Raw genomic sequence first — 25,648 nt, 5'->3', positions numbered from 1 at the left:
ACAAAATAATATGTAGAAGGTGATAAAGTGATAATAGGGAATCCATATGATAAATATCAGCAAAATTCCATTATGACAGCTACACCTGAAGAATTGACATTAATGCTTTATAATGGAGCTATAAAATTCATTAATAAGGCGAAACTATCCATAGAAAAGAAGCAAATGGAAGGTGCACATAATAATATCATCAGAGCACAAGATATTATTACCCATTTAAATGTAACGTTGGATATGAATTATGAAATATCAAAAAACTTAAGCCAATTGTACGATTTTATGTTAGAAAAGCTTGTTGATGCAAATATTAAAAAGTCTGTAGAACCATTAGATGAGATACTGCCATTGATTGAGGATTTAAGGGATACTTGGAAAGAGGCTATGAAAAAGGCAAAGATAGAGAGAAGAACTAGATAATAAATTAGGAGATGATTAGGTGGACTATGATATATTAAGTGATCTTGTTAAAATAACTACACAAAAAAAGATTCAACTAGAAAAGATACTAGATTTAACTAAAAAGCAGCAGCAGTCTATTAGAGATGATGATATAAAGAGCCTTTTTTCATATATTGAAAAAAAACAAGCTTGTATAGAATGTATAGATAAATTGGACAACTTATATTTAGATAAATATACTGAATTTAAAAAAAGCAAGAATATAAAAAAATTAGACGAATTAAATGTAAATAGCTATCCTGAGCTTAAAATATTAAAGCTTTTAGTAGAGAAGATTAATCAGTTATTAAATGAGATAAAGGAATATGAATCAATCAATAATAAAGAAATTAAAGAAAGGTTTGACAAAGTTAAAGAAAATTTAAGAAATGTGAGAGCAGGGAAAAAATTAGTAAGAGGATATGGTGCTTATAATCGAAAAGAAGGTTCAATATTTATAGATTTAGAAGGATAGTAGAAAAAAGGAGTATGCCTATAAAAAGGAAGGCTCCTTTTTTTCATTCAATATATAGTGTATAAAAAATTTTATACACTATAAAAATCATAAATATAAGTGTAGAAATATTTAATATTTTGTTATAAATTATATTTTAATAACAGCTGTAACAAATACACAAATTATTCACATATATATTAACAAAATAAACTCCCTACAATAACAGTTTTCCACAAACTTATACACATTATCCACAGAAATCATATATTTTTGTTCACAAAAAAACAGTAATTGCTATGTGGATAAAAAGAACAAATAAATATACAATTATTTTATAAAAAATTATTAAAAAAAAGCTATAAAATGTTTGTTAGGACACGTATTGGGTATCATATATATATACTAACTATCATTCTGAAAGGAGTTGGGCGTATGAAATTAAATATTAGCGGAAAGAACATGGAGGTTACTGACGCATTAAGAGATATAACTTTAAAGAAGATGAAAAAGCTAGAAAAATATTTCAAAGAAGATGTAGAAGGTAATATAACTTTCAGCGTAGAAAAAAATAGACAGATAATAGAAGTTACAATTCCTTTTTCAGGAGCTATACTTAGATGTGAAGAATCAACAGACGATATGTATACTTCCATAGATAAAGCTATAGATGTATTGGAAAGACAAATAAGGAAACATAAAACCAAACTTCAAAAGAGAATTCTTAATGGTAAAACAATTAGGTTTGAAAACATAGTACCACTTCCTAAAGAAGAAGAAGAAAAAGAACCTAAAATAGTTAAAACTAAAAAATTTGCTATGAAGCCTATGGATGTAGAGGAAGCAGTTCTTCAAATGGAGCTATTAAGGCACAACTTCTTCATGTTTATGAATGCTGATACTGATGAAGTAAATGTTGTATATAAAAGAAAAGATGGAAATTACGGATTAATTGAGCCGGAATTTTAAATAGGGCAAAGCCAAAGTGCTTTGCCTTTAATTTTTTATTTATAAATCACAAAATTTTGGCATTATAGTAATTATTCAATTTCGTCAGAAAATAAATATAAAGGAATTTTCATAAAATTGTAGAAGTCTTATACAACATACTATATTAGGGAAAAATATAAAGTTTTCCTACTTGGGTACATAACATCATATATAGTATATTTAGATATATTTGTAATTTAAATAGAAAAATATATACGAAAGGAAGGGAATGGGATGGTTATTGAAAGCTTCATTAGTTCTGTAATTGTTGGCTTTATAAGAGGAGGAAAGATTTCTAGATTTGCAAATATCAATTTTAAAAAGACATGGCTTTTCATATTAGCTTTGTTTATTCAATTTGGTATAATTTTCTTTAGTTTAAGTGAAAATGGAATTCAAATAAAGTATATTAAACAGTTGTACATGTTGTCTTATATATTATTGATCATTGGAATAATAATAAATATTAATTTAAGAACTTTATGGGTGATAATGATAGGTACAATTATGAACTTTATAGTATTTTTTGCAAATGGAGGTAAAAAACCTATTTTAACTGAAGGTCTTAAACTTATAGGGCTGGACAATATAACTTCTATGCTTACTGAAGAAAAATTAGCACTATACACTCCGCTCGGAAATAATACAAAGTTTTCATATTTAGGCAATATTATCATAGTGGCAAAACCGTATCCTTATCCACAAATAATTAGTATAGGTGATTTGATTGTTGCACTTGGATTATTCATATTTGTTCAAAGCATAATGTTAAATGAAGATCTTGATAGACATAAAATGATAAGATTTAAATATAAAGGAAGAATATAGGTGATTTCAAATTTGTTGTATAAAATAGGTAATAGTGATAAAATAATAGGATAGGATGAATTTTAGCAAAGAGGTGGGAAAATGAAAAAACTTTTTGAAAAGGTATTTGGTTCATATAGCGACAGAGAGATAAAGAGATTAATGCCTAATGTTGAGAAAATAGAATCATTAGAAGAAGATATGAAGAAACTTTCCGATGATGAATTGAGGGGTAAAACAATAGAATTTAAGAATAGATTGAACAATGGAGAGACTTTAGACGATATTCTTCCTGAAGCATTTGCAGTAGTTAGAGAAGCTGCAGACAGAGTCCTTGGAATGAGACATTATAGGGTTCAGCTTATAGGTGGTATAGTATTGCATCAAGGTAGGATAGCTGAGATGAAAACTGGTGAAGGTAAAACTTTAGTTGCAACATTACCTGTGTACTTAAATGGATTAACAGGTAAGGGAGTTCATGTAGTTACAGTAAATGATTACCTTGCTCAAAGAGATAGGGAATGGATGGGGAAGGTATACGAATTTCTAGGACTTTCAGTAGGTTGTATACTTCATGATATGGATAATAAGTCAAGAAAAGCTGCTTACAATTGTGATATCACCTATGGAACAAATAATGAATTTGGATTTGACTATCTTAGAGATAATATGGTCATATATAAAGAAGAGATGGTACAAAGAGAGTTGAATTATGTAATAATAGACGAGGTTGATAGTATATTAATAGATGAAGCTAGGACCCCACTTATTATATCTGGAGCTGGAGATAAGTCCACAAAACTTTATACTGTTGCTGATACATTTGTTCAGACGCTAAAGGGGAGAGTTAAGGATCCTAATGAGGATAAGGATAAAGATATTTTCAATAGAGAGATAAAAGAAGAAAAAGTAGATTTTGTAGTTGATGAAAAGGCACGTACAGTAACCTTAACTGAAAAGGGAGTTGAAAAAGCAGAAAGATTTTTTAACTTGGAGAATTTAGCCGATACTGAGAATATGGAAATTTCTCATCATATAAATCAAGCTTTAAAGGCTAGATATCTTATGAAACGAGACATAGATTATGTAGTTAAAGACGGAGAAGTAGTTATAGTAGACGAATTTACCGGCAGGCTTATGTTTGGTAGAAGATATAGTGATGGACTTCATCAGGCTATAGAAGCAAAAGAAGGACTAGATGTGCGTAGAGAGTCTAAAACTCTTGCTACTATAACATTTCAAAATTATTTTAGAATGTATAAAAAACTAGCTGGTATGACAGGTACAGCAAAGACTGAAGAAGATGAATTTAGAGAGATATACAATGTAGATGTAATTGAGATTCCTACTAATAAGCCTGTAATAAGAAAAGATTATCCTGATGTTATTTATAAGGAAGAAAAATATAAATTTGAAGCTGTAGTAAATGAGATAATTGAAAAACATAAAAAAGGTCAGCCAGTTCTTGTAGGAACTATATCTATAGAAAAGTCTGAAATGTTAAGTAAAATGCTGAAAAAACGAGGAATACCTCATCAAGTATTAAATGCTAAACATCATGAAAAAGAAGCTGAGATAGTAGCTCAAGCAGGCAGACTTGGAGCTGTGACTATAGCTACTAATATGGCTGGACGTGGTACGGATATCGTGTTAGGAGGAAATCCTGAGTATATAGCTAAAAGTGAAATGAAAAAGAAAGGTTATAGCGACCATGTTATAGCTTTAGCTAATAGTTTTGCAGAAACAGATGATCCAGAAATTCTTGAAGCTAGAAAGGTGTATAATACCCTTTATAATGAGGCTAAGAAATCAACAGACGAAGAACATAAAAAAGTGGTAGAAGCTGGCGGGCTTCATATCATAGGTACAGAAAGACATGAGTCAAGGCGTATAGATAATCAGCTAAGAGGACGTTCAGGACGTCAAGGAGATCCAGGTTCTTCTAGGTTTTACATTTCTCTTGAAGATGAACTCATGAGGCTATTTGGAAGCGATAGAATAAAAGGAGTAGTAGATACACTTGGTATGCCTGACAATGAGCCTTTGGAACACAATTTATTGACTAAATCTATTGAAAATGCTCAAAAAAAGGTTGAAGGTAGAAACTTTAGCATAAGAAAGCACGTGCTTCAATATGATGATGTCATGAATAAACAAAGAGAAGTAATATATGCTGAAAGAAAAAAGGTTTTAGAAGGTGCAGATTTAAAGGAACACATTATGTCTATGGTTAAAACTATTATTAGTGATGCTGTTAATATGTATACTGAAGGAGTAAAATATCCTGAGGAATGGAACCTTAAAGGGCTCGAAGATTATTTGTCAAATATTTTTCTTCCTAAGAATATACTTAAGTTTGATAATATAGAAGACCTTACTGTGGAAAAACTAAATGATTACCTTTTTGAAATAGCAAGAAATTTATATGAAGAGAAAGAGAGAGAAATTGGGTCAGAACAGTTTAGAGAAATTGAGCGAGTAATCCTTTTAAAGGTTGTTGATACTAAGTGGATGGATCATATTGATGCTATGGATCAGTTAAGGCAAGGAATAGGGCTTAGGGCTCTTGGCCAGGAGGATCCTGTGAGAGCATATCAGGTAGAAGGTTATGATATGTTTGAAGAAATGATTAGAAATATACAACAGGATACAGTAAAATATTTATATCATCTTGAATCACCAGAGAAAGTTGAAAGAAAAAGAGTAGTGAAGGTAATAGCAACAAATAGCGGAAAAGAGCAGTCAAAACCAAAGACTGTAGTGAAAGGTAAAAAAATAGGAAGAAATGACCCATGCCCTTGTGGAAGTGGCAAAAAATATAAAAAATGCTGTGGAAAAAATTTAGATTAGTTTATTGTATTAAATTATTTTACTAAATGGAGTGATGGCATGATAGATTTGGAGATTTATAAAGGTTATTTAAATGAATTTGAAAATAAGCTGAAAGAGGTAGGTGTTTCCCTTTGACTTGGATAGTATGAGGGAAGAGATAAAAAAATTAGATGAAAAAATGCTAGAAGAAGGCTTTTGGAATGATGTGGCTTCTGCACAAGAAATAGTTCAAAGATCTAAGGTATTAAAGGATAAGTTAGATGAATATGAAAAAATAAAGAGCAAGATTGAAGATTATCAAGTTCTTTTAGAGCTTATTGAAGAAGAAGAAGATTCTACATTGAATAGTGAAATAAAGAATAGTGTAAAAGAAATCAATAAAATGCTAGAAAAAATGAGGATAGAAACATTATTAAATGGTGAATATGATAAAAACAATGCAATACTATCTATACATTCAGGTGCTGGAGGACTAGATGCTCAAGATTGGGCAGAAATGCTTTTAAGGATGTATAAAAGGTGGAGTGATTCTAAAGGTTATGCAGTAGATACTCTTGATTTTATTTCCGATACAGAAGGTGGAATAAAAAGTGTTACTATATTGGTAAAAGGACTAAATGCTTATGGTTATCTAAAGTCTGAGAAGGGGGTACACAGGCTTGTTAGAATATCACCTTTTGACTCTTCAGGAAGAAGACATACATCTTTTGCCTCTGTTGATGTTTTTCCAGAGTTAGATGATGATATAGAGGTTGATATTGATCCAAATGATTTAAAAATAGACACTTATAGAGCTAGTGGTGCTGGAGGCCAGCATGTAAATACTACTGATTCAGCAGTAAGGATTACACATATACCAACTGGAATAGTGGTACAGTGTCAAAGTGAAAGATCCCAGCATACTAACAAGGTTACTGCTTTAAAGATGCTAAAGGCAAAGCTCCTTGAAATAAAAACAATGGAGCAGAAGGAAAAAATTGAAGATATTCAAGGACAATATACCCAAATTGCATGGGGATCACAAATAAGGTCATACGTATTTCATCCATATACGTTAGTAAAAGATCATAGGACAAATGCAGAGGTAGGTAATGTCCAAGCTGTTTTAGATGGTGATTTAGATTATTTTATTAATGAATATTTGAAGAATAAGTAAAAAAATATCAAGTTAACAAAAATAAAGATATTAAGGTCATTTTGATTTTAAACTAATAGATTTTAAGATTATATATGTGGAGCATATCATTTAGTAAAGTGATTATTATACAAAAGTACAAAGTTAAATTAATTTATATAGAGGAAAAATGCTAAAATTTTCCTCTATATATTTTTTACAAAAATTATCTTTTAGTAAATGATGAAATTGTAAAATTTACTCTAATAAAGTAATTATGAAATTTTCTCAATTAACAAAAGATTTCTGGGTTAATACAGTTCTGAGGTTTTTCTCCTTTTAAAGTTTGTATTATATTATTTGCAGCTATTTCAGCCATAGCATTTCTTGCCTCAACTGTTGCATTGCCAATATGAGGAGATAAGATAACATTGTCTAGCTTTTCTAACCCAGATGTTATTTCAGGTTCATTTTCATAAACATCAAGCGCTGCTCCTGCTATTACTTTATTTTGCAAAGCTTTTAATAGTGCAGCTTCATCAACGAGTGGACCTCTTGCAGCGTTTATAAGAAATGCAGTTGGTTTCATATTATTAAGTTCATTTTCTCCAATCATGTGGAATGATGAGGGCCTATAGCTACAATGTAAAGTCAAGAAATCTGACTGCTTGATTACTTCTTCAAATGGCATGTATTTATAACCTAATTCTTTTTCAAATTTCTCATCTAATTGATGTGAGCTATAATAAATTATATTCATATCAAATGCACGAGCACGTTTTGCTACAGCTTTACCTATATTTCCCATGCCTATTATTCCTAGAGTTTTACCTGATAATTCAGTTCCTAAATGGAATAATGGAGACCATCCAGTAAATTTACCTGCTCTTGATATTTTATCTCCTTCTACGATTCTTCTAGCGATTGAAATAATTAGTCCTAAAGTTAATTCTGCAGTAGAGGTAGTAGAAACAATAGGAGTGTTAGTTACAGGTATTTTTTTCTCTGTAGCTGTTTTAACATCAATATTATTAAATCCTGCACCATAATTAGCTATTATTTTTAGATTAGGATTAGAATTAATAATGTCTTTGTCTATTTTATCCGATAGCAGACAAAGTAAAGCATCTTTTTCATGTATGCCATTAATAATTTGTTCTTTTGTCAATAAATCTAAGCTGTCGTTCATAGTTACATCAAATTCCTTTGATAAAAGCTCATATGCTATTTGAGGAATTTTTCCTGTAATAAATACTTTTTTCTTCATAAACAACACGCTCCTTTAAAAATTAGATAATACCGTTAATTTTTTCTTTATGAAAATTATAACACTTGATATTATATAGATAAAATACATATTTAGAATAATCATTATGCATTTTATCTATAAGGAGGTTGATTTATTTATGGATATTAGACATTTGAAGTGTTTTGCTACTGTTGCTGAACATCTTAGTTTCACTAAGGCTTCTGAAATATTGCATATTACACAGCCAACAATAAGTAAAATGGTAAAAAATTTAGAAGAAGAACTTAACATAACTCTTTTTCATAGATCTCCTAAAATCCAATTAACTGATGTAGGAGAAATCTTATATAAGCAAGCTAAAGAGATATTAATTTTATTTGAAAATATTGAATCAGAGTTAGAAGATATTACAACTCTAAAAAAAGGAGTAATTAAAATTGGGATTCCACCTATAGTAGGTGCTAGTTTTTTCCCAAAATTAATTGGTGAATTTAAAAAAATATATCCTAATATTGAAATACAGATGGTGGAAGTAGGGTCTAAGAAAATCGAATCATTAGTAAATGAAGGCGTTTTAGATATTGGTGTAGTTTGTACTTTACCTGCAGAAAAAGAAAATTTTAATATGTTCTCCTTTGTTAAGAGCCCTTTAGTACTTATTGTTAATTCAGACCACAAATTAGCACAGAGAAAAATAGTTAGATATAAAGAATTAAAAAATGAACCATTTATATTATATAGAAAAGATTTTAGTTTGTATGATGTAATAATTAACAGATGCATTAAAAATAATTTTTATCCTAAGATAGTATGCGAAAGTTCTCAAAGAGATTTTATTGTAGAAATGGTTGCTGAGAATATTGGAGTATCTTTGTTGGATGAAAAAACTTATACTCAAATAGCAGTTAAACCTATAAAAGCTATAAAACTTGAAGAACCTAATATATATTTGCACCTATTTGTAATATGGAAGAAAAATAGATATATCTCCTTTGCGTCAAGAGAGTGGCTTAAATTTGTAAGTTCAAAAGTTAATGTAACAAGGTTAGTATAAATTTACAAAATGAAAAAATCTTATGATTACTTTAGAGTTAAAATTTTGAAAGTAATAAATTTTCATTATACAATGTTTTTATCAAAAATAATTATATTAAAAAGAAGGAATTTTTAAAAGAACATAGAATATATTTAATAAAGAAAAAACACATTTACTAATGGTAAATAATTTAATAATGCATAAGCTTAACCAAAAGCTATTTACTGACAAATATGCTAATAACATAATACTTTCAACAGTAGTAGAATTAATAGTTAAGGCATTAAGTTTAATTTATGAAAAATCTAATAATGAAATCCATGGAAACGTTTAACGGTCTGTTAGAAAGCTATTAATAAGAGATTAACAAAATATGTTATTAGCTTTTTGGCATGTAAATATCTAGTTATGGTTAAGCTTGTAAAATAAAAAATTGTTTACTAATAAAATAAATATTATTTGGAGGCGTAAAAAAATGAAAAATAGAAGATTAGTAATGATTCCAGGACCTACACCAGTAGTAAGATCTATTCAAGATCAAATGGGTAGGGAAACAGTAGCATTTGGTGACCCAGAGTTTATAAAAGATTATAAAGAATTGTTAAATGACTTAGAAGAAATATTTGACACAAAAGGGAAAGCATTTGTAGTAGCAGGGACAGGTACATTAGCAATGGAAATGGCAATAGCTAATGTAACAAAAAGAGGAGATAATGTATTAGTAGTATCTCATGGATATTTTGGGGACAGATTTGTTGAGTTATGCAATAGGAAAGGATTAAATGTTGATGTATTGTCATCAGAGTGGGGAACTATAGTTCCTGTAGAAGACATAGAAAAGAAACTAAGGGAAAAGGATTACAAAGCTATAACAGTAACACATGTAGACACCTCAACAGGAGTATGTGCTCCAATAGCAGAGATAGGGGAGATAGTAAAAAAATTTGAGAATACAATGTATATAGTAGATGGAGTATGTGCAACAGCAGCAGAACCAGAATACGTTGATAAAATGGGGATAGACGTATTGTTAACAGGGTCACAAAAAGCATTTGGAGTAGCACCAGGGCTAGCAATAGTATTAGCAGGACCAAGAGCATTAGAAAGAAGAGAAACATTAGGAGATATACCAGAATACTATGCAGACTTTAAAAAGTGGGAACCAATAATGGATAACCCAGCAAAATACTTTGCAACACCAGCAGTAAATATGATATGGGCATTAAAAGAATCAGTTAGAATAATAAAAGAAGAAGGAATTGAAAACAGATATGAAAGACATAGAAAAGTAGGAAGAGCAATGCAAAAAGCACTAGAAGCATTGGGATTTAAAATATTAGCAGAAAAAGAGCACAGAGCTATTACTTTATCAAATGTAATATATCCAGAAGGTATAAATGATGCAGAATTTAGGAAGATCCTTGCAGAGGAAGGAATAATAGTAGCTGGTGGATTAGGAGCATATGCAGGAAAGATGTTTAGATTAGGGCATATGGGAAATATTGATATTCATGATTTAGTATCTACAATATCTACTATAGAAAGAGCTTTGTATAGATCAGGCAAGAAGGATGTAATGGGCAAAGGTATAGCAGTTCTTACAACTGAATTGGCTATGTAGATGATTATAAAAAGGAAATTGCAAGGAATTGACATAATAAAATATTTTATTATGTCAATTCCTTTATTTATTTTTAAAATATGCAGAAGCTTTATTAGTAATTTTTAAAATATATTCTACCCATTTGTCTATGTTTTCTTTAGTAAATCTAGATGTTGGTCCAGATATGCTTATAGCTGCAATTATCTCGTTGTCAAAACCAAAAACTGGTGCAGCAATGCAACTTACCCCCAATTCTCTTTCTTCATTGTCAAAGGCATAATTTTTTTGTTTAATTATTTCAAGTTCTTTTCTCAATATGTCTTCATTGGTCACAGTTTTTTCTGTAAATGGCTTCAAATGTATATTTCTAAGTATTGATTCTTGCTTGGCAGGAGTCTGAAATGCGAGTAATACTTTTCCAGCTGCACTGCAGTATAATGGAGCTCTCGCTCCAGTTTTTGTAAACATTCTTACTAGCCTGTCGCTTTCTTCCTGAGCTATATATACTATTTCATTATTATCTAATACTGTCAAATTAGCTGTTTCTCCTGTTAAGCTTTTCAATTCTTTTAAATATGGCTTTAGTATAAGGGAAAGATGATTTTGTTTATTAGCTATTTTCCCAATTTGCCATAGCTTTATACCTAATCTATATTTTTTAGTTCGCGGATTTTGTTCAATAATATTAACTTCTTTTAAAGTGTTTAGGAGATGGTATGTGGCACTCACTCCATAATTTAAATTATTGCTTATTTCTGTAACTCCAACTTCTTCATCTGAATAAGCAATAAACTCCATAATTTCAATAGCCTTAATTACTGAATTTACTATTTTTTTACCCTTTTTTTTATTGTTATTATTCTCCATATACATCCTCCGGTTAATTTCAAGATTAATAAAATTTAACTTAAATTTGACACTTGAGTATTATACTACTTTCTCAGTTAATTATATCATAGAAGAAAATTATTTGATATTATGGTTATTATATTATTTACATTTATTTTTACAGCCTTGTTTTTATTTTAACATGGGAATTAATTATTTTTTTAGAGGATTTAACTAATTTTTGTAGAAATTTATCTTAGTAAAAATTTATTTTAATAAGTAAAAAAACATAAAATTAAGAATTATATAAAAAGAGGAAATTGCACAATTACTTTAAGGTTAAAATTTTGACGTTAAAATATTTTATTATGCAATTTTCTCAATATGTTAGATAATTATATTTTTGCAGTATATTTTTGAAGGGGGAAAATATTTTGTCTAAAAAGAAAAAAACAAAGGAAAGAAATTTTAATAAAAAAATCAAAAATGAAATAACAGTTATTGTTTTAACTATTACTGTATTAGCAGTGTTATCTGTTGGAATTATAAATTATAATGTACAAAGTAAAATGGTACAACAAAGTATAAATGACACAAATTTAAATGTTGCTATTATGGTCTCAAATCAAATAGATACATTTATAAATAGTACTTTCGATATACTTCAAACTCTTGTTTCTACTCACGACTTTGTTTATATGGATAAAGGTGAAAGTTCAATTAAGCTAAATACAGTAGCTAGGAATATTGGTCATATTAACAGTATACATATATATGATAGTAATGGAAATGTGATTGCTTCTACTGCTTCTAGAAGTATGCTTGAATCGAAGAATGTAAAAAATGAACAATGGTTTATAAATTCTATAAAAGGGGATAGATATATTTCTAACGCTCATATAGAGAATAGACTAGCCCAAGTTATTATATCTATGCCTTTTGAAAATGCTTTTGGGGAAATTAATGGGGTTGTAGCAGCTAGTATAAGTTTGAATCATCTTACAGATATTACCAAATCACAAAAGGTTGGCGAAACTGGAGTAGTATATATTGTAGATAGAAATGGTACGGCTATAGGACATCCAAACTTTGATAAATTCGTTAAAGCTGGTTATAATTATAAAGAAAATGGTATAGTAGGTGCATTAAAAGCATTAGAAGGTGAAACAAATGTTGATACATATAAAAATGATAAGGGAATAATGGTTTTAGGAGCTTATACACAAGTGCCATCATCAGGATGGGGTATTGTTGTAGAACAAAATAAAAATGAAGTAAACAAAATAGCTAATTTGGGATTAAAAAGTACGTTAATTGTAACTGCAGTAGTTATAATATTATGTGCCATATTTTCAACTTTATTTGCAAGACGTTTTTCTACACCTATTGTAAGACTTTTACAAGCTGCTGAAAGGATTGGTAGAGGCGAATTAACTGAAAAGGTAAAAGTGACAAGCAAAAATGAAATTGGTAGGTTACAAAAATCTTTTAATTATATGTTTGATTCATTATATACTCTCATATTGAGTTCAAAAGCTTCAGCAAATGATGTTAGTGAAGCATGCCAAAATCTTAGTCGAAGTACTCAAATGGCAGTACAAGCGTCAGAAGAAATTTCCAACGTTATAGAAGAAGTTGCAAGTGGTGCAGATAAACAGTTAAGGAACGTGGAAGAAGCAGAAAGAGTAGTAAAAGAGGTAGTAGAGAATGTAAAGATGGTTCAAGAAAGAAGTCAAAATATATTAGAAGCTACTAATTATGCTTCTAATATTGCAAAACAGGGTTCTAACACTATACATGAAGCTGAAGATATGATGAATTCTATAGAAAAGAAGGCAAAGGAATCTTCAAGACAAATTAGTATACTTATAAACTATACTAGTGAGATAGGAAATATTATTACATTTATTGATAACATATCTAAACAGACAAATCTTCTTGCATTAAATGCTGCTATTGAAGCAGCTAGGGCAGGGGAACATGGTAAGGGATTTACTGTTGTAGCAGATGAAGTAAGAAAGCTAGCTGAACAAACTAGCGAAGCGTCTAAGAATATAGTAAAAATAATAGAACAAATACAACGAGAAACAATATTAGTAACAAAAAGTATGGAAGAAAGCGTAAATGGGATAATAAAAGGCAAAGATGTTGTAAAAGAGACTACTAAGAATTTTAACAATATTAGAGATGAAAATGAAAAGGTCGTTAATATTGTAAAAGATTTCACTTTGATTATTGACAGTCTTTCTGATAGTATGAAGAAAATTGAAGATTCAATTAACCAAGTAAGTGCTATATCTCAACAGACAGCTTCAGGTACTCAAATGGTATTAGCTAGTACTGAAGAACAACATTCTGCTTTATATAGCATAGATAAACTATCAGAAAATCTTAAAGAATTGTCAAACCAGCTTGAATTAATAATTAAAGAATTTGTGTTAGGGTAGTTATTTTATGAGTGATTTCTCAATTAGCAAATGATGCTATTAGCAAGGAGTGTAAAAGATGAATATAGTTGAACAGTTGATGAAGGAGTTTAACATTAAAAGATTTCAAGTAGAAAATACTATAAGATTAATCGATGAGGGAAATACTATCCCATTTATTGCTAGATATAGAAAGGAACAGACTGGTGAGCTTAGTGATGTGGTGTTAAGGGAATTAAATGACAGGCTTATATACATGAGAAATCTTCAAAGCAGACAAGAAGAGGTAATTAGACTAATTGATGAACAGGGAAAACTTACAGAAGAACTTAAAGAAGAGATATTAAATGCAGATACATTGCAAAGAGTTGAAGATTTGTATAGACCGTATAGGCCAAAGAGGAGAACTAGGGCTACTATTGCTAAGGAAAGAGGTTTAGAGCCATTAGCTGATATAATATTGGCCCAAGAAATTGTTAAAGGGAGTATAGAGGATATTGCTTATCCTTTTGTAAATGAGGAAAAGGGAGTTAATAACATCCAAGAGGCATATCAAGGTGCTATGGATATTATTGCTGAAAATATATCTGATGATGCAGACCTTAGAACAATAATAAGAGATATTACTTTTAAGAAAGGTACTTTAGTGGTATCAGCTGTTGATAATGAAGCTAAATCTGTATATGAGATGTATTATGACTATAAGGAACCATTAAGAGTAATACCTAGCCACAGAATATTGGCAATAAATAGAGGAGAAAAAGAGAAGGTACTTAAGGTGAAAATAGATGCTCCTGGTGAGGAGATAGTGAATATAATAAAGGATAAGATAGTTAAAAATCCAAATGCTATAACAAACAGTTATCTAGAAGCAAGTATAGAGGATAGCTATAAAAGGCTTTTATCACCTTCGATAGAGAGAGAGATAAGAAATAGTCTTACAGAAGTTGCTGAAGAACAGGCTATAAAGGTATTTGGTATTAATCTTAAACCACTACTTATGCAAGCACCAGTAAAGGGCAAGGTGGTTATGGGGTTTGACCCTGCCTATAGAACTGGATGTAAAATAGCCATAGTAGATGAAACTGGCAAGCTTTTAGATTATACTACCGTTTATCCTACAGAGCCACAAAACAAGGTTGAAGAATCCAAAAAAGAGCTCATAGATCTTATACAGAAATACAACGTAGATATTATAGCTATTGGGAATGGAACAGCATCTAGAGAGTCTGAGATGATAATAGCTGATATGCTTAAAGAATTAGATAGGAAGGTATATTATACTATAGTAAGCGAAGCAGGTGCTTCTGTATATTCTGCTTCCAAAGTAGCAAATGAGGAATACCCTGATATAAATGTTTCCATAAGGGGAGCTATATCAATTGCTAGAAGGTTGCAAGATCCATTAGCTGAGCTTGTAAAAATAGATCCAAAACATATTGGAGTAGGGCAGTACCAGCATGATTTAAATCAAGGAAGACTAGATGATACTTTAAAGGGAGTTGTAGAGGATTGTGTAAATAGTGTGGGGGCAGACTTAAATACAGCTTCAGTATCACTTTTAAGCTATATTTCTGGTATTTCAAAGAGTGTTGCTAAAAATATTGTAAAATACAGAGAAGAAAAAGGTAAATTTACTAATAGAAAAGAACTGCTAAAAGTTAAAAGATTAGGTGAGCAGACATTTATACAGTGCGCAGGATTTTTAAGAATATCTGATGGAGACAACCCATTGGACAATACTTCAGTCCATCCTGAATCTTATGATGTGGCAATTAAGCTATTAGAGAGGTTAGGATTTACAGAAGAAGATATTAGAAATGGAAAGCTTAAAAACATAGAAAGTTTGATTGATCAAGACAGATTAACTAGTCTAGCAGAAGAATTAGAAGTAGGTTTGCCTACACTTAGAGATATAATTAAGGAATTAAAAAAGCCTGGAAGAGACCCGAGAGAGGATATGCCTAAGCCTGTGTTTAGGACAGATGTGTTGAAGATTGAAGATTTAAAACCTAATATGGTTGTAACAGGAACTGTAAGAAATGTAGTAGATTTTGGGGCATTTGTTGATATAGGTGTTAAACAAGATGGCTTGGTTCATATATCTCAACTAAGTGATAGATATGTAAAAAATCCAATGGAAGTAGTATCAGTTGGAGATATAGTGAGTGTAAGGATACTTGATGTAGATGTGGAAAGAGGAAGGATTTCTTTAAGTATGAAAGACTAGGGAGTTGCAGCTATTAACTGACTTGAATTATAATAATATTTAGAGGTACGAAATTATATTGATTCTTTTAGGAGGGTTGGTCTATGTTGTTAATAAAAAATGGTAAAATTTTCACTATGGCTGGAAGAGTATTAGAAAATGGAAGTATACTTATTGACAACGGTAAAATTATTGAAGTAGGAGAAAATATAGTTGCACCGTTAGATGCTGAAGTGATAGACGCAGAGGGAAGAATGATAACTCCGGGTTTTATTGATGCTCATTGCCATATTGGGCTATTTGAAGATGGAATAGGATTTGAAGGAAGCGACGGCAATGAATGGGTTGATCCAGTTACACCACAATTAAGAGCTATAGATGGCATAAACCCAATGGACATGAGTTTTAAAGACGCTTATGAAGGTGGAGTAACATCAGTTGCTACAGGTCCAGGTAGTGCAAATGTAATAGGCGGTCAGTTTGTTGCTATTAAGACTTATGGTGATAGGGTAGATGATATGATTATAAAAGAACCTATTGCTATGAAAATAGCTTTTGGCGAAAATCCAAAGAGAGTATATGAGAGCCAAAAGAAATCTCCTATAACAAGGATGGCTACTGCAGCGATATTAAGAGAAACTTTAAGTAAAGCTAAAAGGTATATGGCTAAAATAGAAAATGCAAATGGAGATTTATCTAAAATGCCTGAATATGATATAAAGATGGAAGCAATGCTTAAGGTATTGAAGAAAGAGATACCCCTTAAAGCTCATGCTCATAGAGCAGATGATATACTTACAGCAATAAGAATAGCTAAGGAGTTTGATGTAGATATAACACTTGATCATTGTACCGAGGGCCATTTAATAGCTAACCATTTGGCAAAGGAAGGTAAATGTGCTATAGTTGGACCTACGTTGAGCAATAGGTCTAAGTATGAACTAAGGAATCTTACATTTGAAACTCCAAGCATATTAAATAAAGCTGGGGTAAAAATAGCTATAATGACAGATTCACCAGTTATTCCAGAGCAGTATTTACCAATTTGTGCAGGATTAGCTGTAAAATCAGGATTGGATGAGATGGAAGCATTAAAAGCAATAACTATTAATGCTGCTGAAATTATTGGGATAGACGACAGAGTTGGAAGCATTGAAGTAGGTAAGGACGCAGATATAGTTATTCACGATGGTAATCCATTAATGGATGTAGGTTGTAAGACTTTTGCTACTATTATAGATGGTAAGATTGTATACAAAATAGGTTATTGACATAAAAATAACATTGTGAGATAATGTACTTAAAATATAATAATATATAATCTTCAGGGCAGGGTGAAAGTCCCTACCGGCGGTATAGCCCGCGAGCTTTTATAGCTGACTTGGTGAGATTCCAAGGCCGACAGTATAGTCTGGATGGGAGAAGATTAAGTTTTAGTTATTATGCTGATTTTTAGCCCTTGAAGATTTATCTTCAAGGGCTTTTAGCATTGTACTAACACCCTGAAGAAATAAAGGGAGGTATATGTATAATGATTTCATTAAAGAAAAATTTAACAGCAAAGAGTTTAACAAAAATATCGGTACTATCTGTAATAGCGTTTTTAATTATGTTCTTAGAGATACCATTATGGTTTGCTCCACCTTTTTTAGAAGTTGACTTAAGTGAAGTTCCTGCGTTAATAGGAACATTTGCATTAGGACCAATGGCTGGAGTATTTATTGAGCTTATTAAAAACTTACTTAATATAGCTTTACAAGGAACAGACACTATGGCAGTAGGAGAATTAGCAAATTTTATAGTAGGTAGTGCTTTTGTTTTTACTGCAGGAAGTATATATTATAAGAATAAAACTAAGAAAAATGCTATAATAGGAATTATTATAGGTACGTTAGTGATGACTATATTAATGGCATTTGCAAATTATTATATACTTATACCATTTTACGCCAAACTATTTGGCATGCCACTTGATAAGATAATAGCTATGGGTTCGGCAGTAAATAAATATGTAGTTGATTTAAAATCATTGATAATATATGCAGTAATACCTTTTAATTTAATAAAGGGTTTAATAGTATTTGCTATAACTATGCCACTGTATAAAAAGATATCGCCAATACTTAAAAGAGAGTGAAAAATTGACAATTAACAATTTGCAAACTACAATATATATAACAAGTAGTAGACAGGTGGAGGTGTGGAGTAATGAAGGTAGGTAGCGTTGATGTAGCAAAGGCTTCTGTAAAGATGGCGATATCTTCGAGGAGTGAAGAGGAAAAACTAATTGTAGAATTTAAGAAGAAAGGTATATTAACAGCAGGTGTTGATATTGGTGGAGACCTTATTTCGTCTATTCCTAAAATAGTAGAAAGAGCTATAATTGCTTCAAGACGTAGCGGTATTACTAAAGAATGTCATGTTCATGATGGTGCTGTAGCTGGAGCTACAAGAGAAGCTATAGCACAGGTTTCTTTAAAGGCAAATGGCTTAAATGTAGGTGGAAAGATTGGTATAGCGAGAAGTGGAGAACATATAAGTGTTTGTATTTTTATGAGTATAGGATTATTGCATTTAAATGAAGTAGTTATAGGGTTAGGTCATCGTTCCATACCAGAGTTATAAATTTTATATATGGAAATAAACGATTTCAACTTTTATTATAACGCCTTGAAAATTGAGGCAATTGCATAATAAAATTTCACGGATATTTTTTCTTGACATATTATAATTTTTTATGTATAATCATCACTATATTACAAAATTATATGCACAAAAAGTTTTAAATATTTTGGAATTAATTATTGGTAGGAAGTTGATTAGAAAGTAGCAGTGGTTTTTGCCTAATCAACTTAGTAGAATGGTAGATTGGAAAATGTAGTATAGTAGAATTGTTATTATTTAAAAAGTAGGATGGTAGAATGGTAGGAGAATATTATGGCCTTGTATAGGCTTATTTACTTATGGTGAAATCTCTCCTTCCTGGAGAGTTTTTTGTTTAGGGAATATCATAATTTATTAGGAGGATGGTAGAATGGTAGGAATTAAAAAAATTATTAGTTTAAGTTTAATCACTTTATTAGCTTTAACATTATTAGCAGGATGTAATAGTGGAGGTAAAGATAAGGTAATAAAAATTGGCATTGCACAAATTGTAGAACATCCAGCTTTGGATTCAGCAAGAGAAGGATTCATAGAAGGACTTAAATCAAAAGGATACGAGGAAGGTAAAAATATAGAGATAGATTATCAAAATGCTCAAGGAGATATGAGCGTTGCTCAAACCATAGGAAATAATTTTGCAACTCAAGAAAAAGACCTTATATTAGCAATAGCAACTAATATGGCACAAGCAGTTTATAATTCAACAAAAGATATACCTATTCTTATTACAGCAGTTACTGATCCAGTAGAAGCAGGACTAGCAGAAAGTCTTGATAAACCGGGGACTAATGTTACAGGTACAAGTGATGCAGTACCTATAAAAAATCAGTTTGAGTTGCTAAAAACATTAATTCCAGATGCTAAAAAAGTGGGCATACTTTACAATACTAGCGAAGTGAATTCTGAAGTTCAAGTAAAAGCTGCAAAAGAAATATCTGGACAGTTTGGTCTTGAAATAATAACTACTGGTATAACAAATGTAAATGACATATCTCAATCATTAGATTCATTGTTAGAAGATGTTGATGTCATATATGTACCTACTGATAATGTGGTGGCTTCTTCCATTCCTTTGATATACTCAAGAGCAATGGAAAAAAACATACCTATTATAGGATCAGAAGAAGCTCATGTAGAATCAGGTGCTTTAGCTACAGAAGGATTAAATTATTATAAATTAGGTGTGCAGACAGGAGTTATGGCAGCAGAAGTATTAGAAGGAAAAGATCCTAAGGATATGGCCATAACAACTTTAAAGGATACAGAATTGGTTATAAATATGGATACAGCAAAGAAGCTAAATATAGAAATTCCTGAAGAATTACTAGAAAGGGCAAAAATTATCGAAAGTGGTGAAGAATAATGGCTAGTTTTTGGATTAATATCTTACAAGAGGGTTTAATATATGGAATTATGGTCATAGGGGTGTATATAACATATAGAATATTAGATTTTCCTGACCTTTCAGTAGACGGAGTTTTTCCACTAGGGATATCAGTTACTGCAGCATCCCTTTTAATGGGTTTTAATCCTTATTTAGCTTGTATATTATCAATATTAGCAGGGATGGTAGCAGGATTGGCTACTGGTATATTACATGTAAAATTAAGAATAAGCAACTTGCTTTCAGGTATATTAGTTATGATAGGATTGTATTCTATAAATTTAAGAATAATGGGGAAATCTAATGTTCCCCTTTTTAATACGAATACTATATTTTCATTTGACGTTCCTCCAATATTGATAATTGCAATATTTGCTTTATTAGCCAAGTTATTTTTAGACATTTTCTTAAAGACTAAAGCAGGATTTATGCTTATAGCAACAGGAGATAATCCTCAGCTAGTAACATCACTAGGGGTAGATATTGGCAAGTGGAAGATAATAGGCCTTATGATATCTAATGGTCTTGTTGCTCTTTCAGGTTCTATATTGGCTCAATATCAGTCTTTCGCAGATGTTGGTATGGGGACTGGTATTATTGTCATGGGACTTGCTTCAATAATCATAGGGCAGTCATTATTAAAGAATATATCCTTTATGCTTGGTACTTCAATGGCATTGATAGGCTCGATTATATATAGGATTAGTATTGGATTTGCATTAAAAATTGGTTTTCCAGCAACAGATTTAAAGCTTATCACTGCTTTGATAGTAATAGCATTTTTATCCTTAAATAGGATGAATATTGGTAGTAGACTAAAAAAGCATATAAAAATAGGAGTTGATTCCAGTGCTAAAAATACGAAATCTATGCAAAACATTTAACATAGGTACTGTTAATGAAAGTATTCTTTTTAATAAATTTAATTTAGAAGTAAAAAAAGGCGATTTCATTACTATAATTGGTAGCAATGGTGCTGGAAAATCCTCATTATTAAATATTATATCAGGAACATTAAATTGTGATTCAGGAAGTATAATTCTTAATGGTAATGATATATCAAGTTTTCCAGAATATAAACGAACTAGAGTTATTGGTAGGGTATTTCAAGACCCTTCTCTTGGAGTATCACCATCTATGACTATACTAGAAAATCTTTCTATAGCGTACAATAAAGGTAAAAAATTTAATTTATCTATGGGCATATCTAAAAAAAATATTAATTATTTTAAAGAGATTCTTTTACAGCTTTCCCTTGGGCTTGAAGATAAATTGCATGTAAAAGCTGGTCTTTTATCTGGGGGACAAAGACAGGCTCTGTCTCTAGTTATGGCAAGTATATCAAATCCTAGCTTATTACTTTTAGATGAGCATACTGCAGCACTAGACCCTAAGACTTCTGAGAGAATTATTGAATTAACTAGTAAGATAGTTAATGAAAGGTCTATTACTACATTGATGGTAACACATAACTTAAATCAAGCGATAACTATGGGTAATAGGCTTATAATGATGCATAGAGGAGAAATAGTTTTGGATATAAAAGGCAAAGAGAAAGATGAACTTAGTATAGACAAATTACTTCAATATTTTGAGAAAAACCAGTCAAATGATGTGCTTAGTGATAGAATACTTTTTTCATAGGGTAGTGCTTGAATAAGTTGCGATGAAAGTTGATTTTTTCAAGGTATTGTAATTAAAGAAAAATTTATAATTATTGCAAAGACACCGTAATTATTTTGGTGTCTTTTTTCTTGTATTGAATTATATAGCGTTATATAATAATGATTAAAGATTAAGGGGAAAATATTGAGAAATGATTGAAAGGAAGAGAATATGTTTAAGATAATATCTAAGAATAAAGAAGATACAAGAAAAATAGGATATGAATTAGGGAAGGTTCTTAAAGGAGGAGAAGTAATCTGCCTTACTGGAGACCTTGGAGCAGGTAAAACTACTTTTACTCAAGCTTTGGCAAAAGGGCTTGAGGTAGATGACTATGTTACTAGTCCAACATTTACTATTATAAATGAGTATAATGGAAGGCTGCCATTATACCACTTTGATGTTTATAGGATTAACGATATAGATGAAATGTATGAGCTTGGTTTTGAGGAATATTTCTATTCAAATGGTGTAACTGTTATAGAGTGGGCAAACATTATAGAGGATATTTTGCCTAAAGATAGAATAGATATAGAGATTAGAAGAACTAATAAAGAAAATGAAAGAGAAATAATAATAAAAAACATAGGTAAAATACCTAAGTTTTGGATAAAAACGAATTGTTCTTAATGTTTCGATGAAAGGAGAGAAAAAAGGTGAAGGTACTTGCTATAGATACTTCCAGTATGGTAGCTTCCTGTGCTATAATGGATGATCAAAAATTGATAAGTGAATACATATTGAATCACAAAAGAACTCATTCTCAAAAAATCATGCCTATGATAAAAGAAGTTTTGTCTAGTTGTGAATTAACACCAGATGATATAGACCTTTATGGTGTTGCAAAAGGGCCAGGTTCTTTTACAGGATTAAGGATAGGCATATCTACAATTAAAGCATTAGCTCATGTTAATAATAAACCTGTTGTAGGAGTGTCAACATTAGATGCCCTAGCTTTTAATATTCCTTTTGGAGATGGGATTATTGTTCCAATTATGGATGCAAAACGTGACAGGGTATTTACAGGCATGTATAAATGGGAGAATGGTAATTTTTTTGTATTAGAAGAACAAAAAGTAATTGAAGTAGATAAATTAATTGAAGAGTTAAAAAAGAGGGATGAAATTATTATTTTTAATGGAGATGGCACCTTGGTTTATAAGGAAAGATTATTAAGTAGTTTAGGGAATAGGGCTATTATTTCCTCAAAAGCAGCTAATATGGCTAGGGCTTCCTCTGTAGCAGAACTTGCACTTGCAAAAGCACAAGAAGGAAAGACAGAAAACTACATAGATCTTCTACCAGATTATATGAGAAAATCTCAAGCAGAAAGAGAATATGAGAAGAAAAATAGTTCAAGGGGCGGTGAAGCACATGAGTGATATTATTGTTAGGATTATGAATGAAAGAGATATCGACGATGTTTTAGCTATAGAAGAGATGTCATTTTCAAATCCTTGGTCTAGAAAGTCTTTTGTGCTTGAGATAACTAAAAATAATCTTGCTAGGTATGTAGTAGCAGAACTTGAAGGAAAGGTAATTGGATACGGTGGTATGTGGCTTGTAATTGATGAAGGACATATTACTAATATAGCTGTACATAAAGATTACAGAGGATTAGGTGCAGGCAATCTTCTGCTTGAAAGTCTTATTAATATTTGTAAGGAGATCGGAATTATTAAAATGACATTAGAGGTAAGAAAATCTAATTATATAGCTCAATCTCTTTACAAAAAATATGGATTTAAAGAATTTGGAGTTAGACCAGGCTATTATTCAGATAATAATGAAGACGCAATTATTATGTGGAAAAGTGTATAAAAAATAAAAAAATGTATAGGAAAATTAATACATATAATATATAATATTAAATATCTGAGGAAATTGTTATATTTTTTACAAAAAACTTCATTAAATGTTTTGGGGGTAGATTATATGGCGAAAAGTAAAAAGAAAAAGGCACTTATTATTATTTCTATAGTAGCTGCTTTAGCAATTATAGTAACAGGAGTAATAAAGGCTATAAATAAAGAGGATAAGGGGGTATTTGTAAGTACTACTGAAGTTGAAAAAGAAGATAAATTTACTTCTGAGATAATTTGTGATGGAGTAATAAGGTCAAAAGAACAGCAAAACATTGTTTCAAGTTTACCTTATACTATAAGTGATGTGTTTGTTAAAGAAGGTGATGTTGTATCAAAGGGAGATGTTCTTGCTAAGTTAGATACTAGTGAATTAGAGTATAACATAAAAATTGCTGAAATTGACTTAGCCATGGAAAAAGAGAAACTTAAAAATCTAGAGGAAGGTTTACAGGATGTAACTGATACTTTTGATTTAGAGAAAAATTTAGAAAATGCAAAACTTACTTATGAAAATGCTCAAAAGAAATATGAAAACTCAAAAAAACTCTTTGAGGCAGGAGCTATAAGTGAGTTACAGCTTCAATCCGATAATATAGCAATGATAACTGCAAAAAATGATTTAGAAATAGCAGAGAACAAACTTAAAGATATTGAGAATAATGAGGACAAGACTACTAACGATTTAAAGACAAATATTGAACTGCAGAAAAAGAATGTAGAAATTAAGGAGTTAAATCTTAAGTTAAAGAAAGATGCATTAGAAAAATCTATAATTAAGAGTCCTATAGACGGTACCATAGTGCTTTCTAATGCAAAAATAGGATTGCCAGCTTCTTCTCTGACTCCTATGTTTACAATAGATGATGCAGATAATCTAATCGTTGAAGTAAAAATTAATGAATATGACATTAATAATATAAAAATAGGTCAAAAAGCAGCAATAGAAGGCGAAGCATTTAAAAAACATATATTGGAAGGAGTAGTTTCGTATATAGCACCTGTTGCAACTGTAGTAACATCAAATTCGGGTCAAGAAAATAGTGTAAAAGTACAAATAGATATACTTAACCATAATGAGTTTATAAAACCAGGTTTTTCTGCAGAGGTTACAATAAATACTAATGAAAAGGAAGGCGCTTTGGTTGTACCTTATGAGGCTTTATATAAAAAGAAAGATGGAAGTACTGTAGTTTTCAAAATTGTAGATAATAAAGCAAAAGAAATACCAGTAGAACTTGGTATAGAGGGTGATTTGAAAGTTGAATTAATATCTGACCAATTAGCAGAAGGAGATATACTTATACTAAATCCTAATGAAAGCATTAAAGATGGAATGCTGGTAGATTATAACAATAAAGGTGATAAAGAATGATAAAGTTAGAGGGATTATATAAAACTTATAAAACAGGAACTATTGAAGTAGAAGCACTTAAAGATGTTAATCTTATTATCAATAAAGAGGAATTTGTATCTATAATGGGTCCGTCAGGTTCTGGTAAATCAACTCTTATGAATATTTTAGGTTGTCTTGATAGACCTACTAAGGGGAAATACAGCTTAGATGGAGTTAGTGTAGAAGGATTAAATGAAAAAGAGCTTGCAGCTATTAGAAATAGGAAAATAGGATTTGTATTTCAATCTTTTAATTTACTTTCAAGAACTACTGCTTTAAAAAATGTAGAGCTGCCTATGATTTATGCAGGTGTTTCAGCTAAAGAAAGACGGAAAAGAGCTTTAGAGGCTTTAGAAAGAGTGGGCTTGATAGATAGGATTAACCATAAACCAAATGAGCTTTCGGGAGGACAAAGGCAAAGAGTAGCTATAGCTAGAGCTCTTGTAAATAATCCTGCAATAATATTAGCTGATGAGCCAACTGGGAATTTAGATACTAAATCAGGTGAAGAAATAATGGGGATATTTCAAAATTTAAATCGTGAAGGTGTAACTATTGTATTAGTTACTCATGAAGATGATATTGCTCAACATTCAAAGAGAATTGTATATTTTAGGGATGGATGTCTAATTGAGGATAAACTTGTAGAAAATCAAATAATTGTTGATAACGATTAGCAGTAGTTTTGCTG

The 25,648-nt window shown here is 30.7% G+C and carries 24 protein-coding genes and 1 riboswitch; of the genes, 22 read left to right on the top strand and 2 right to left on the bottom strand.

Features of this window, described 5'->3' with window-relative positions:
- The first annotated feature begins 27 nt into the window (after positions 1 to 27).
- The 6 genes from fliS to prfB all read left to right on the top strand — a co-directional run bounded on the left by fliS (position 28) and on the right by prfB (position 6,677).
- Positions 28 to 417 (top strand): flagellar export chaperone FliS, encoded by a 390-nt coding sequence (gene fliS / locus ACZ41D_RS11420; protein WP_464151532.1) that lies wholly within the window; start codon positions 28 to 30, stop codon positions 415 to 417.
- Between the two features lie 19 nt (positions 418 to 436).
- Entirely contained in the window at positions 437 to 913 is a 477-nt protein-coding gene (locus ACZ41D_RS11415; RefSeq protein ID WP_464151531.1) for a flagellar protein FlgN, read from the top strand.
- A 414-nt stretch (positions 914 to 1,327) separates the two neighbouring features.
- Positions 1,328 to 1,861, top strand: coding sequence for a ribosome hibernation-promoting factor, HPF/YfiA family (gene hpf / locus ACZ41D_RS11410; RefSeq protein WP_464151530.1), 534 nt, complete (start codon positions 1,328 to 1,330; stop codon positions 1,859 to 1,861).
- A gap of 255 nt (positions 1,862 to 2,116) precedes the next feature.
- Positions 2,117 to 2,710, top strand: a complete 594-nt coding sequence (locus ACZ41D_RS11405) for a DUF5317 domain-containing protein (protein ID WP_464151529.1) — start codon at positions 2,117 to 2,119, stop codon at positions 2,708 to 2,710.
- Positions 2,711 to 2,791: 81 nt separating this feature from the next.
- The gene (secA, locus tag ACZ41D_RS11400; RefSeq protein WP_464151528.1) at positions 2,792 to 5,539 is read left to right on the top strand and encodes a preprotein translocase subunit SecA; all 2,748 of its coding nucleotides are present in this window, start codon (positions 2,792 to 2,794) and stop codon (positions 5,537 to 5,539) included.
- A 39-nt stretch (positions 5,540 to 5,578) separates the two neighbouring features.
- Positions 5,579 to 6,677, top strand: a protein-coding gene (prfB, locus tag ACZ41D_RS11395) for a peptide chain release factor 2 (RefSeq protein WP_464151527.1) whose coding sequence is annotated in 2 segments (ribosomal slippage) — positions 5,579 to 5,653 and positions 5,655 to 6,677 — 1,098 coding nt in all. Because the reading frame shifts where the segments join, the coding sequence is not laid out codon by codon here.
- A gap of 250 nt (positions 6,678 to 6,927) precedes the next feature.
- Here prfB and ACZ41D_RS11390 read toward each other — a convergent pair.
- Positions 6,928 to 7,902: a 2-hydroxyacid dehydrogenase family protein gene (locus ACZ41D_RS11390; protein WP_464151526.1), complete on the bottom strand. Its 975-nt coding sequence runs from the start codon at positions 7,900 to 7,902 to the stop codon at positions 6,928 to 6,930.
- Positions 7,903 to 8,041: 139 nt separating this feature from the next.
- Here ACZ41D_RS11390 and ACZ41D_RS11385 point away from each other — a divergent pair, with 139 nt between their 5' ends.
- From ACZ41D_RS11385 to ACZ41D_RS11375, 3 genes are all read left to right on the top strand, one after another.
- Positions 8,042 to 8,938, top strand: a complete 897-nt coding sequence (locus tag ACZ41D_RS11385; RefSeq protein WP_464151525.1) for a LysR family transcriptional regulator — start codon at positions 8,042 to 8,044, stop codon at positions 8,936 to 8,938.
- A 178-nt stretch (positions 8,939 to 9,116) separates the two neighbouring features.
- Positions 9,117 to 9,254, top strand: coding sequence for a hypothetical protein (locus tag ACZ41D_RS11380; RefSeq protein ID WP_464151524.1), 138 nt, complete (start codon positions 9,117 to 9,119; stop codon positions 9,252 to 9,254).
- A 141-nt stretch (positions 9,255 to 9,395) separates the two neighbouring features.
- The gene (locus ACZ41D_RS11375; protein ID WP_464151523.1) at positions 9,396 to 10,541 is read left to right on the top strand and encodes a pyridoxal-phosphate-dependent aminotransferase family protein; all 1,146 of its coding nucleotides are present in this window, start codon (positions 9,396 to 9,398) and stop codon (positions 10,539 to 10,541) included.
- A 63-nt stretch (positions 10,542 to 10,604) separates the two neighbouring features.
- Here ACZ41D_RS11375 and ACZ41D_RS11370 read toward each other — a convergent pair whose 3' ends face one another.
- A complete protein-coding gene (locus tag ACZ41D_RS11370; RefSeq protein WP_464151522.1) occupies positions 10,605 to 11,390 on the bottom strand; it encodes an IclR family transcriptional regulator in 786 nt (261 codons plus the stop codon).
- A 395-nt stretch (positions 11,391 to 11,785) separates the two neighbouring features.
- On the opposite strand from ACZ41D_RS11370, the gene ACZ41D_RS11365 reads away from it, so the two are divergent.
- The 13 genes from ACZ41D_RS11365 to ACZ41D_RS11305 all read left to right on the top strand — a co-directional run bounded on the left by ACZ41D_RS11365 (position 11,786) and on the right by ACZ41D_RS11305 (position 25,634).
- On the top strand, positions 11,786 to 13,798 hold the full coding sequence (locus tag ACZ41D_RS11365; RefSeq protein WP_464151521.1) for a methyl-accepting chemotaxis protein: 2,013 nt from the start codon (positions 11,786 to 11,788) through the stop codon (positions 13,796 to 13,798).
- Positions 13,799 to 13,856: 58 nt separating this feature from the next.
- Positions 13,857 to 16,007 (top strand): Tex family protein, encoded by a 2,151-nt coding sequence (locus tag ACZ41D_RS11360; protein ID WP_464151520.1) that lies wholly within the window; start codon positions 13,857 to 13,859, stop codon positions 16,005 to 16,007.
- A gap of 83 nt (positions 16,008 to 16,090) precedes the next feature.
- Complete coding sequence (locus ACZ41D_RS11355) at positions 16,091 to 17,257, top strand: amidohydrolase (protein WP_464151519.1); 1,167 nt, start codon at positions 16,091 to 16,093, stop codon at positions 17,255 to 17,257.
- A gap of 45 nt (positions 17,258 to 17,302) precedes the next feature.
- Positions 17,303 to 17,417: riboswitch (FMN riboswitch) on the top strand.
- 100 nt (positions 17,418 to 17,517) lie between these two features.
- Positions 17,518 to 18,123 (top strand): ECF transporter S component, encoded by a 606-nt coding sequence (locus tag ACZ41D_RS11350; RefSeq protein WP_464151518.1) that lies wholly within the window; start codon positions 17,518 to 17,520, stop codon positions 18,121 to 18,123.
- 71 nt (positions 18,124 to 18,194) lie between these two features.
- Complete coding sequence (locus tag ACZ41D_RS11345) at positions 18,195 to 18,611, top strand: HutP family protein (RefSeq protein ID WP_464151517.1); 417 nt, start codon at positions 18,195 to 18,197, stop codon at positions 18,609 to 18,611.
- A 409-nt stretch (positions 18,612 to 19,020) separates the two neighbouring features.
- Positions 19,021 to 20,013, top strand: a complete 993-nt coding sequence (locus tag ACZ41D_RS11340; protein ID WP_464151516.1) for an ABC transporter substrate-binding protein — start codon at positions 19,021 to 19,023, stop codon at positions 20,011 to 20,013.
- On the top strand, positions 20,013 to 20,918 hold the full coding sequence (locus ACZ41D_RS11335; protein WP_464151515.1) for an ABC transporter permease: 906 nt from the start codon (positions 20,013 to 20,015) through the stop codon (positions 20,916 to 20,918). The genes ACZ41D_RS11340 and ACZ41D_RS11335 overlap by 1 nt, the downstream gene beginning before the upstream one ends.
- Positions 20,884 to 21,678 (top strand): ABC transporter ATP-binding protein, encoded by a 795-nt coding sequence (locus tag ACZ41D_RS11330; protein ID WP_464151514.1) that lies wholly within the window; start codon positions 20,884 to 20,886, stop codon positions 21,676 to 21,678. Before ACZ41D_RS11335 ends, ACZ41D_RS11330 begins: the two co-directional genes overlap by 35 nt.
- 192 nt (positions 21,679 to 21,870) lie before the next feature.
- Positions 21,871 to 22,329, top strand: a complete 459-nt coding sequence (gene tsaE / locus ACZ41D_RS11325; RefSeq protein ID WP_464151513.1) for a tRNA (adenosine(37)-N6)-threonylcarbamoyltransferase complex ATPase subunit type 1 TsaE — start codon at positions 21,871 to 21,873, stop codon at positions 22,327 to 22,329.
- 26 nt (positions 22,330 to 22,355) lie between these two features.
- Positions 22,356 to 23,081, top strand: coding sequence for a tRNA (adenosine(37)-N6)-threonylcarbamoyltransferase complex dimerization subunit type 1 TsaB (gene tsaB / locus ACZ41D_RS11320; RefSeq protein ID WP_464151512.1), 726 nt, complete (start codon positions 22,356 to 22,358; stop codon positions 23,079 to 23,081).
- On the top strand, positions 23,074 to 23,520 hold the full coding sequence (rimI, locus tag ACZ41D_RS11315; RefSeq protein ID WP_464151511.1) for a ribosomal protein S18-alanine N-acetyltransferase: 447 nt from the start codon (positions 23,074 to 23,076) through the stop codon (positions 23,518 to 23,520). The genes tsaB and rimI overlap by 8 nt, the downstream gene beginning before the upstream one ends.
- Positions 23,521 to 23,634: 114 nt before the next feature.
- The gene (locus tag ACZ41D_RS11310) at positions 23,635 to 24,936 is read left to right on the top strand and encodes an efflux RND transporter periplasmic adaptor subunit (protein ID WP_464151510.1); all 1,302 of its coding nucleotides are present in this window, start codon (positions 23,635 to 23,637) and stop codon (positions 24,934 to 24,936) included.
- Positions 24,933 to 25,634, top strand: a complete 702-nt coding sequence (locus tag ACZ41D_RS11305; protein WP_464151509.1) for an ABC transporter ATP-binding protein — start codon at positions 24,933 to 24,935, stop codon at positions 25,632 to 25,634. Before ACZ41D_RS11310 ends, ACZ41D_RS11305 begins: the two co-directional genes overlap by 4 nt.
- Positions 25,635 to 25,648: the final 14 nt, after the last annotated feature.

The organism is Brassicibacter thermophilus, assembly GCF_055378355.1.
This window is presented reverse-complemented; position numbering and strand designations above follow the sequence as displayed.

Excerpts from the sequence above, each read along its gene's own strand:
- hpf (WP_464151530.1), top strand. The coding sequence starts at position 1,328 with ATGAAATTAAATATTAGCGGAAAGAACATGGAGGTTACTGACGCATTA.
- ACZ41D_RS11405 (WP_464151529.1), top strand. The coding sequence starts at position 2,117 with ATGGTTATTGAAAGCTTCATTAGTTCTGTAATTGTTGGCTTTATAAGA.
- secA (WP_464151528.1), top strand. The coding sequence starts at position 2,792 with ATGAAAAAACTTTTTGAAAAGGTATTTGGTTCATATAGCGACAGAGAG.
- ACZ41D_RS11390 (WP_464151526.1), bottom strand. The coding sequence starts at position 7,902 with ATGAAGAAAAAAGTATTTATTACAGGAAAAATTCCTCAAATAGCATAT.
- ACZ41D_RS11385 (WP_464151525.1), top strand. The coding sequence starts at position 8,042 with ATGGATATTAGACATTTGAAGTGTTTTGCTACTGTTGCTGAACATCTT.
- ACZ41D_RS11380 (WP_464151524.1), top strand. The coding sequence starts at position 9,117 with ATGCATAAGCTTAACCAAAAGCTATTTACTGACAAATATGCTAATAAC.
- ACZ41D_RS11375 (WP_464151523.1), top strand. The coding sequence starts at position 9,396 with ATGAAAAATAGAAGATTAGTAATGATTCCAGGACCTACACCAGTAGTA.
- ACZ41D_RS11370 (WP_464151522.1), bottom strand. The coding sequence starts at position 11,390 with ATGGAGAATAATAACAATAAAAAAAAGGGTAAAAAAATAGTAAATTCA.
- ACZ41D_RS11360 (WP_464151520.1), top strand. The coding sequence starts at position 13,857 with ATGAATATAGTTGAACAGTTGATGAAGGAGTTTAACATTAAAAGATTT.
- ACZ41D_RS11355 (WP_464151519.1), top strand. The coding sequence starts at position 16,091 with ATGTTGTTAATAAAAAATGGTAAAATTTTCACTATGGCTGGAAGAGTA.
- ACZ41D_RS11350 (WP_464151518.1), top strand. The coding sequence starts at position 17,518 with ATGATTTCATTAAAGAAAAATTTAACAGCAAAGAGTTTAACAAAAATA.
- ACZ41D_RS11345 (WP_464151517.1), top strand. The coding sequence starts at position 18,195 with ATGAAGGTAGGTAGCGTTGATGTAGCAAAGGCTTCTGTAAAGATGGCG.
- ACZ41D_RS11340 (WP_464151516.1), top strand. The coding sequence starts at position 19,021 with ATGGTAGGAATTAAAAAAATTATTAGTTTAAGTTTAATCACTTTATTA.
- ACZ41D_RS11335 (WP_464151515.1), top strand. The coding sequence starts at position 20,013 with ATGGCTAGTTTTTGGATTAATATCTTACAAGAGGGTTTAATATATGGA.
- tsaE (WP_464151513.1), top strand. The coding sequence starts at position 21,871 with ATGTTTAAGATAATATCTAAGAATAAAGAAGATACAAGAAAAATAGGA.
- rimI (WP_464151511.1), top strand. The coding sequence starts at position 23,074 with ATGAGTGATATTATTGTTAGGATTATGAATGAAAGAGATATCGACGAT.
- ACZ41D_RS11310 (WP_464151510.1), top strand. The coding sequence starts at position 23,635 with ATGGCGAAAAGTAAAAAGAAAAAGGCACTTATTATTATTTCTATAGTA.
- ACZ41D_RS11305 (WP_464151509.1), top strand. The coding sequence starts at position 24,933 with ATGATAAAGTTAGAGGGATTATATAAAACTTATAAAACAGGAACTATT.